Genomic DNA, 6,572 nt, shown 5'->3' with positions numbered 1-6,572 from the left:
GGGGGGGGGCGCCGGGGGGGGGCCGGGGCCGCCCCCCCCCCCCCCCCCCCCCCCCCCCCCCCCCCGGCCGCTGGAGTGGGTGGCGGTCACCAGGTGCCCGACCAGCTCGTGCACGGTGGTGTGGAGCTCGTCGGGGCCCATCGCGGGGTGCAGGGCCAGCAGCTTGACGCAGGCGCGCGAGGTGAGCGAGTGCCACCCGACGCGCGCCCCGTCGGCGGCCTTGCGGTCCCAGGTCCCCAGACGGAAGTCGGACTCGCGCGCGAAGCCGCCCTCGTACTCGACCGAGAACGACAGATCGGGGATGTTCGCTCGAAGCTGAGCGACGACCTCTTCGAGCACCTCCGAGTCGATGAGGTGAGACTTCACTATCCGTTCGGTGTGGAGGTCATAGATCAACGCGCCGTTGGCGCAGACGGCGAGGCCGCGGTGGCGGACCGCGCCCGCCACGGTGTGCATCCACCGAGGCGGGCGGCCGGTCACGAACACGAGCATGGCCCCGGCCTCCTCGACCCGGGCGAACGCGGCGGCGGTGCGGGGAGACACGGTTCCGTCCGTACGCAGGGCGGTGCCGTCCAGGTCGGTGGCCACCAGACGAGGTGCGCGAAGCTTGTGCATAACACGTTCCAGTTTGCCCGGTGATGCGCCCAGCCAGAAATCTTCGTTGGACGGGAACACCAACGCGCCAGATTGGTGTTAGATATGAGGCGTTGTATTAGCTATCCCGTAGTGAAAACCAGCATGACTTTGTCTGAGCCACCCCGGGTGCTTGCTGTACGACACACCGGGACCCACGAGGTGTGGGTCCCATAGATTCACATCCTGAGGGAGAGCTTTTATGGCTCAGGGAACCGTCAAGTGGTTCAATGCCGAGAAGGGCTTCGGCTTCATCGCCCCGGACGGCGGCGCGCCGGACGTGTTCGTGCACTTCTCCGAGATCGTCGGCAACGGCTACCGCAGCCTTGAAGACGGCCAGCGGGTCGAGTTCGAGATCACGCAGGGCCAGAAGGGGCCGCAGGCCTCCCAGGTCCGCTCCATCTGACCTGTAGCAGCGAGACAGGCCGGGACCCGCTTCCAGCGGGCCCCGGCCTTTCGCGTTTGTTATGCCCTTGACGGAACGTTGTCACGACTGTGACTCGATGCACACGCCGGGCGAACCTCTCTACCTTTCTTCACATCAAGCGATATATGAGGTACGCCTGGTTATGCCACCCCCTAACGGTGGCCTCCGTGATCGTCCTGTTACTCAACGATCACGTACTCAAGCAGACCTGGCCCGGCCTCGTCACGGGCAAGCTCAGTGACGTCGCCGGACTCGTCGTCGCGCCGCCCCTGGTGGCGCTCCTGCTGGCGCGCCGCGCCGACCTCGCGGCGACCCTCCTGACCGGCGCGCTCTTCACGCTCGTCAAAACCACGCAGACGGGTGCGGAGGCCGCCACCCTGATCTGGACCACCCTGGCGGGGCCTTCGCGCGTCCTGGCCGATCCTGGGGACCTCGTGGCCCTCCCCGCGCTCCTCCTGGCCTGGTGGGTGCGGCAGCGCAGCCGGGAGGCGGTGGCCGCGCGCCGGCGGGTGCTCACCGCCGTCCCCCTGGCCGTCCTCGCTGTCACCGCCACCTCCGCCGTCCCCGCCCGGCCCAGCGCCGGCGTCGTCGCGCTCAAGGACGGCGCGATCGTGCTCGACGGCGCGTACGAGTCACGCGACGGCGGCACGAGCTGGGTGCCGTACGTCCCGCCCCGGCCCGCGCGCATCACCGGCGTCGAGGAGCCGGTCGTCCGGAGCGGGCCCGGCCAGCGCGCCGCCTGCCTGCGCGAGCACTGCTACCGGCTCGTCGACGGCCGGGTGAGGGTCATGCGCTCCGCCGACGCGGGCCGCACCTGGGCGCTCGACTGGGAGATCCCTCCCGGCCGGGTGACGATGCTCGAACGCGAGCTGAGCCGGGAGCGGCCCGGCGAAGAGCCCATCGTCGCCTCGTCGCTCGTCGTCCAGGAGCGACCAGGCGGCCACGTCGTGGTCGTGGCCAACCGGCGCGACGGCGTCGCCGTGCGGGCCGTCGACGGGATGTGGCGGCGAATCGGCTTCACCGGTGACGGCCGCCTGCTGGAGTCGGCGGCGATCCCGCTCCGCAGGCCCGCCGACGACGGCGGAGAGATGCTGGTCGCCGGGATGGCCGCCGCCTGGGCCGCCCTGCTCGCCCTGTCGGTCCAGGCCGGGCGGCGGGCCCGCGTCCGCGCCTGGCTCACGGCCGTGCTGGGCGGGCTCGGCGGCCTGCTGACAGCGCTGATCCCGTTCGGGGGAGCCTTCGGATGGCAGCAGGACCCGCCGTGGACGTGGGACCCGACGCCCCTCCTCAGCGGGGCGCTGGGCACGGTCCTGCTGATCTCCGCGGCCTTCGTGGCCTCCTCGCTGGTGGCGGACGGCGCCATCAGGTCACGGGGCGCGGTCGACGCGCTGGCGCTGGGCGTGCTGGCCGGGCTCTGTGTGGCAGCCCCGTTCAGGGCGTGGAGCGTGGGCCTGCTGGACCACGGGGTCGCGCTCGCCCTGGCCGCCGTCGTCGCGCCGGTCGTCACCGTCGCCGGGCTGGTCGCGCTGCGCCGGCGCGGTTATCTGACCGGCTCCAGCACGTCCAGCCCGACGTAGGGGCGGAGCGCCTGGGGGACCACGACGGAGCCGTCGGCCTGCTGGTGGTTCTCCAGGATGGCGACGATCCACCGGGTGGTGGCCAGGGTGCCGTTGAGCGTCGCCGCGTACTGCGGCCTGCCGTCCTTGTCGCGGAAGCGCACGCCCAGCCGGCGGGCCTGGAACTCGGTGCAGTTGGAGGTCGAGGTCAGCTCGCGGTAGCGGCCCTGGGTCGGGATCCACGCCTCGCAGTCGAACTTGCGGGCCGCCGACATGCCGAGGTCGCCCGCCGCCGTGTCGATCACGCGGTAGGGGACCTCGATCTTGGCCATCATCTGGCGTTCGTACTCCAGCAGCCGCAGGTGCTCGGCCGCCGCGTCCTCAGGCCGGACGTAGGAGAACATCTCCACCTTGTCGAACTGGTGGACCCTGATGATGCCCCGGGTGTCCTTGCCGTAGGAGCCCGCCTCGCGGCGGAAGCACGACGACCAGCCCGCGTAGCGCAGCGGCAGCTGGTCGGCGGGCAGGATCTCCTGCGCGTGGTAGCCGGCCAGCGACACCTCGGAGGTGCCGACCAGGTAGAGGTCGTCCTCCGGCAGGCGGTAGATCTCCTTGTCGTGCGCCACGTGGAAGCCGGTGCCCTGCATGGTCTCCGGCTTGACCAGGACGGGAGTGATCATCGGCACGAAGCCGGCCTCGATCGCCTGCTGCATGGCCATGTTGAGCAGGCCGAGCTGCAGCCTGGCGCCCAGGCCCTTGAGGAAGAAGAACCGCGATCCGGACACCTTCGCGCCGCGCTCCATGTCGATCGCGTCGAGGCGCTCCCCCAGCTCCAGGTGGTCCCTGGGCTCGAAGTCGAAGACGCGCGGCTCGCCGTGGGTCTCCAGGACGACGTAGTCGTCCTCCCCGCCGGGGGGCGCGCCCTCCTCCACGATGTTGGGCACCGTCTGGAGCAGCCCGTCGAGCTCGGCGCCGAGCTTCTCGGCCTCCGCCTCGGTGGACCTCACCTGGACGGCGAGGTCCTTGGCCCGCTGGAGCAGCGCGGCCTTCTCCTCGCCCTGCGCCCTGGAGACCTGCTTGCCGAGGCTCTTCTGCTCGGCGCGCGTGGACTCGAACGAGGTCAGCGCGGATCGGCGGCGCTCGTCCAGGTCGAGCAGCGCGTCGACGACCGAGTCGTCCTCGCCGCGGGCGCGCTGCGACGCCCTGAGCCGGTCGGGGTCCTCACGAAGGGTACGCAGGTCGATCACAAGGAAAGGCTACCGGCGCGCGACGGCGAACCGCTCCTTCTTTCACACCCGGCCGGCGCGGATCCTGGTGAGCCACTCCTGCGCCCCGGCGAAGTCGGGGTCGGCCATGCCGCGCTTGATGCTCGGGGCCATCCCGTCGGCGCGCGGGTAGCTGCCGAGGAAGCGCACCTCGCCGCAGATGCGGTGCAGACCGGCGATCGCCTCGCCCACCCGGGCGTCGGCGACGTGGCCCTCCAGGTCGAAGTGGAAGAAGTAGCGGCCGATGCCCTGGCCGGTGGGCCGCGACTCGATGCGGCTCAGGTTGACGCCGCGCACGGAGAACTCGGTCAGCATCTCCAGCAGCGCGCCCGGGTGGTCGTCGGCCAGGAAGACGACCAGGGTGGTGCGGTCGCTCCCGGTCGGCTCGGGCAGCGGGCCCGGCCTGGTCACCCGTACGAACCTCGTCACGGTGTCGGACCGGTCGCCGATGTCGTCCAGCAGCTCGACCAGGCCGTAGTGCTCGCCCGCGATGCGGGCGGCGATCGCGGCGTCGTACGGCGAGCCGGGCAGCGACACCTCCTGGGCCGCCGCCGCCGTCGACGGGGCGGAGACCACGACCGCGTCGGCCAGCTCGCGGTTGAGGAAACCGCGGCACTGAGTGATCGCGGCGGGGTGGGTATAGACCCGCTTGATGTGCGCGAGCCCGGTGTCGGGCCGGACCAGCAGCGAGAACCGCACGGGCAGCAGCAGCTCGGCGGTGATCAGCAGCGGCTCGCCCCAGGCGAACTCGTCCAGCGTCGTCGTGATGCCGCCCTCGAGCGAGTTCTCCAGCGGGACGACCGCGGCGTCGGCCTCGCCGGAGCGCACCGCGTTGAGCGCGGCGGTGACGGTGGCGCTGGGCAGCCGCTCGGCTCCGGGCTCCAGGAGCCTCAGGGCCTCTTCGGTGAAAGTGCCCTCGGGGCCGAGGTACGCGATTCTGGACATGCTTACAGGGTATCCGCAGGTTGACGTGGTAGGTGGGGCATTCGGGACTCCTCGGCACGCCGCGCCGGCAACCGGTGGACCAGCAGCCAGACGAGGACGATCGCGCCGAGGCCGAAGCCGTTCTGCACGATCTTGCCCAGCACGGGACTGACGACGGGGATCTCCGCCGCCCTGATCGCCACGCCCCACCAGGGCACCGGCACCACGTAGTACAGCCACACCCCCGCGGCCACCCGCAGCCGCACCGGGTCGCGCCCGTCGCCCACGATCGCGCCCAGCACCACGACCACCCAGGCCAGGTGGTGGATCCACGCCACCGGCGACAGCAGCACCGCCATCAGGCCCACCAGCGCCACCGCCGTCAGCTGGTCGCCGGCGCGGTGGGCGTCGCGCGCGCCGCGGAACCCGTACCAGCCGACCACCGCCACCGCGGCCAGCCAGATCACGGTCGTCAGCGCGTCCGGCAGGTAGAGGCGGATGAGCATGCCGCGGATGGACTGGTTGGTGGTGGCGGCGTTGGAGCCCAGCCGCTCGGAGTCCAGCAGCGCGCCGAACCAGAAGTCGACCGCGTCCTGCGGCACCACCGCGAACGGCAGCAGCGTCAGCAGCGCCGTCACCAGCGAGGCCAGGAACAGCGTCCGCCACTGCCGCGTCACCAGCAGGTAGATCAGGAACACGCCGGGCGTCAGCTTGACCGCCGTGGCCAGCCCGATCAGGAACCCGCGCGGCCACCACGGCCGCCGTGCCACGCAGTCGGCCAGGCAGAGCGCCACCAGCAGGATGTCCACCTGGCCGAACCGCACCTGGTCCCGGATCGGCATCAGGAACGTGCAGGCCACCATCAGGAACGCGAACACCCACGGCGTGTGCCGTCCCAGCACGTCGCGGAACGCGAACCCGACCGCGACCCCCAGCGCCGCGAAGATCCCCGCCGTCCACACCCACTGCGCGGTCACCCACGACATCGCCGCCAGCCCGCTCGCGAACAGCGCCGCGACCGGCGGGTAGGTGAAGGGCAGGAGCTGCGGCGCGGGCGTGAAGAACCCGTAGACCGGCCGGCCCTCCAGCACCATCTGACCGCCGGTACGGTAGACATCGAGATCGACGAGGCGCTGGTCGTCGGGATTGGTCAACCAGTGCTCGACCAGCGGCCACACGCCCACGACGACGATCACCGCCGCCAGGGCCCACGCCCACCATCGCCGCCGCGTCCGCGCCTCGACATCCGTCACGCTGTGGGAGGCTACCGTGGCGGTCGTGCCAAGGGCGCGCCGACTGAGGGGGTTCAGCACCATGCCACACCGGCGCTTGCCCATGACATCGGGCCTTCCTGGCGCCGGACGGGTGTGGCTGGTCGTCGCCGGGGTGCTCGCGCTGCTCGGCGTCGCGGTCCCCGGGCCGGCCCTCGCCGCCGTCCAGGGAGCTCAGGGACGGGTCGCCGTCGTCGGCGTGCCCGGCCTCGAGTGGAGCGACCTCGACGCGTCACGTACGCCGAACCTGTGGAAGCTCGCCGGGCAGGGCGGCACGGCCTCCCTGTCCACCCGCGCCGTCCCGCCCCCCGACCGGGGCGTCACCTGCCCCGCCGCCGGCTGGCTGACCGTCTCGGCGGGCCAGCGCGCCGGCACCCCCGGCCGCGGCTGCCCCGAGCCCCCCGCCCCGCGGCCCACCGGCGACGCCCGCTCCGCGACCGTGCCCGGCTGGGCGGAGCTGGTGGACCACCAGACCGGCACCGGGTACGACGCCCGG

6 protein-coding genes and 1 pseudogene are annotated in these 6,572 nt (G+C 72.2%); 3 read left to right on the top strand and 4 right to left on the bottom strand.

The window, feature by feature from the left end; all coding sequences use genetic code 11:
* The coding region (locus OUY22_RS35040; protein WP_270159609.1) for an HAD family hydrolase at positions 1–615 on the bottom strand (615 nt) is incomplete at its 3' end.
* Positions 616–835: 220 nt separating this feature from the next.
* Here OUY22_RS35040 and OUY22_RS35035 point away from each other — a divergent pair.
* Both OUY22_RS35035 and OUY22_RS35030 read left to right on the top strand, forming a co-directional pair.
* Positions 836–1,039, top strand: coding sequence for a cold-shock protein (locus tag OUY22_RS35035; RefSeq protein WP_101787411.1), 204 nt, complete (start codon positions 836–838; stop codon positions 1,037–1,039).
* Positions 1,040–1,227: 188 nt separating this feature from the next.
* Positions 1,228–2,637 carry a hypothetical protein gene (locus OUY22_RS35030; RefSeq protein ID WP_270159608.1) on the top strand — a complete coding sequence of 470 codons (1,410 nt, stop codon included), beginning with the start codon at positions 1,228–1,230 and terminating at the stop codon, positions 2,635–2,637.
* On the opposite strand, the gene serS is transcribed toward OUY22_RS35030, so the two are convergent.
* The 3 genes from serS to OUY22_RS35015 are packed head-to-tail and all read right to left on the bottom strand — an operon-like array spanning position 2,601 to position 6,058.
* Positions 2,601–3,863 carry a serine--tRNA ligase gene (gene serS, locus OUY22_RS35025; protein ID WP_270159607.1) on the bottom strand — a complete coding sequence of 421 codons (1,263 nt, stop codon included), beginning with the start codon at positions 3,861–3,863 and terminating at the stop codon, positions 2,601–2,603. The genes OUY22_RS35030 and serS overlap by 37 nt on opposite strands.
* Positions 3,864–3,905: 42 nt before the next feature.
* Positions 3,906–4,826, bottom strand: a complete 921-nt coding sequence (gene pheA, locus OUY22_RS35020) for a prephenate dehydratase (RefSeq protein WP_270159606.1) — start codon at positions 4,824–4,826, stop codon at positions 3,906–3,908.
* 2 nt (positions 4,827–4,828) lie between these two features.
* The gene (locus OUY22_RS35015) at positions 4,829–6,058 is read right to left on the bottom strand and encodes a glycosyltransferase 87 family protein (protein WP_270159605.1); all 1,230 of its coding nucleotides are present in this window, start codon (positions 6,056–6,058) and stop codon (positions 4,829–4,831) included.
* An 82-nt stretch (positions 6,059–6,140) separates the two neighbouring features.
* Here OUY22_RS35015 and OUY22_RS35010 point away from each other — a divergent pair.
* Positions 6,141–6,572: pseudogene (locus tag OUY22_RS35010) on the top strand (hypothetical protein); the annotation flags it as partial.

It is taken from the genome of Nonomuraea corallina (assembly GCF_027620315.1).
In the GTDB taxonomy this organism is placed as follows: domain Bacteria; phylum Actinomycetota; class Actinomycetes; order Streptosporangiales; family Streptosporangiaceae; genus Nonomuraea; species Nonomuraea corallina.
Note: the sequence above shows the minus strand (reverse complement) of the source record. Positions and strands in the feature narration are given on the sequence as shown.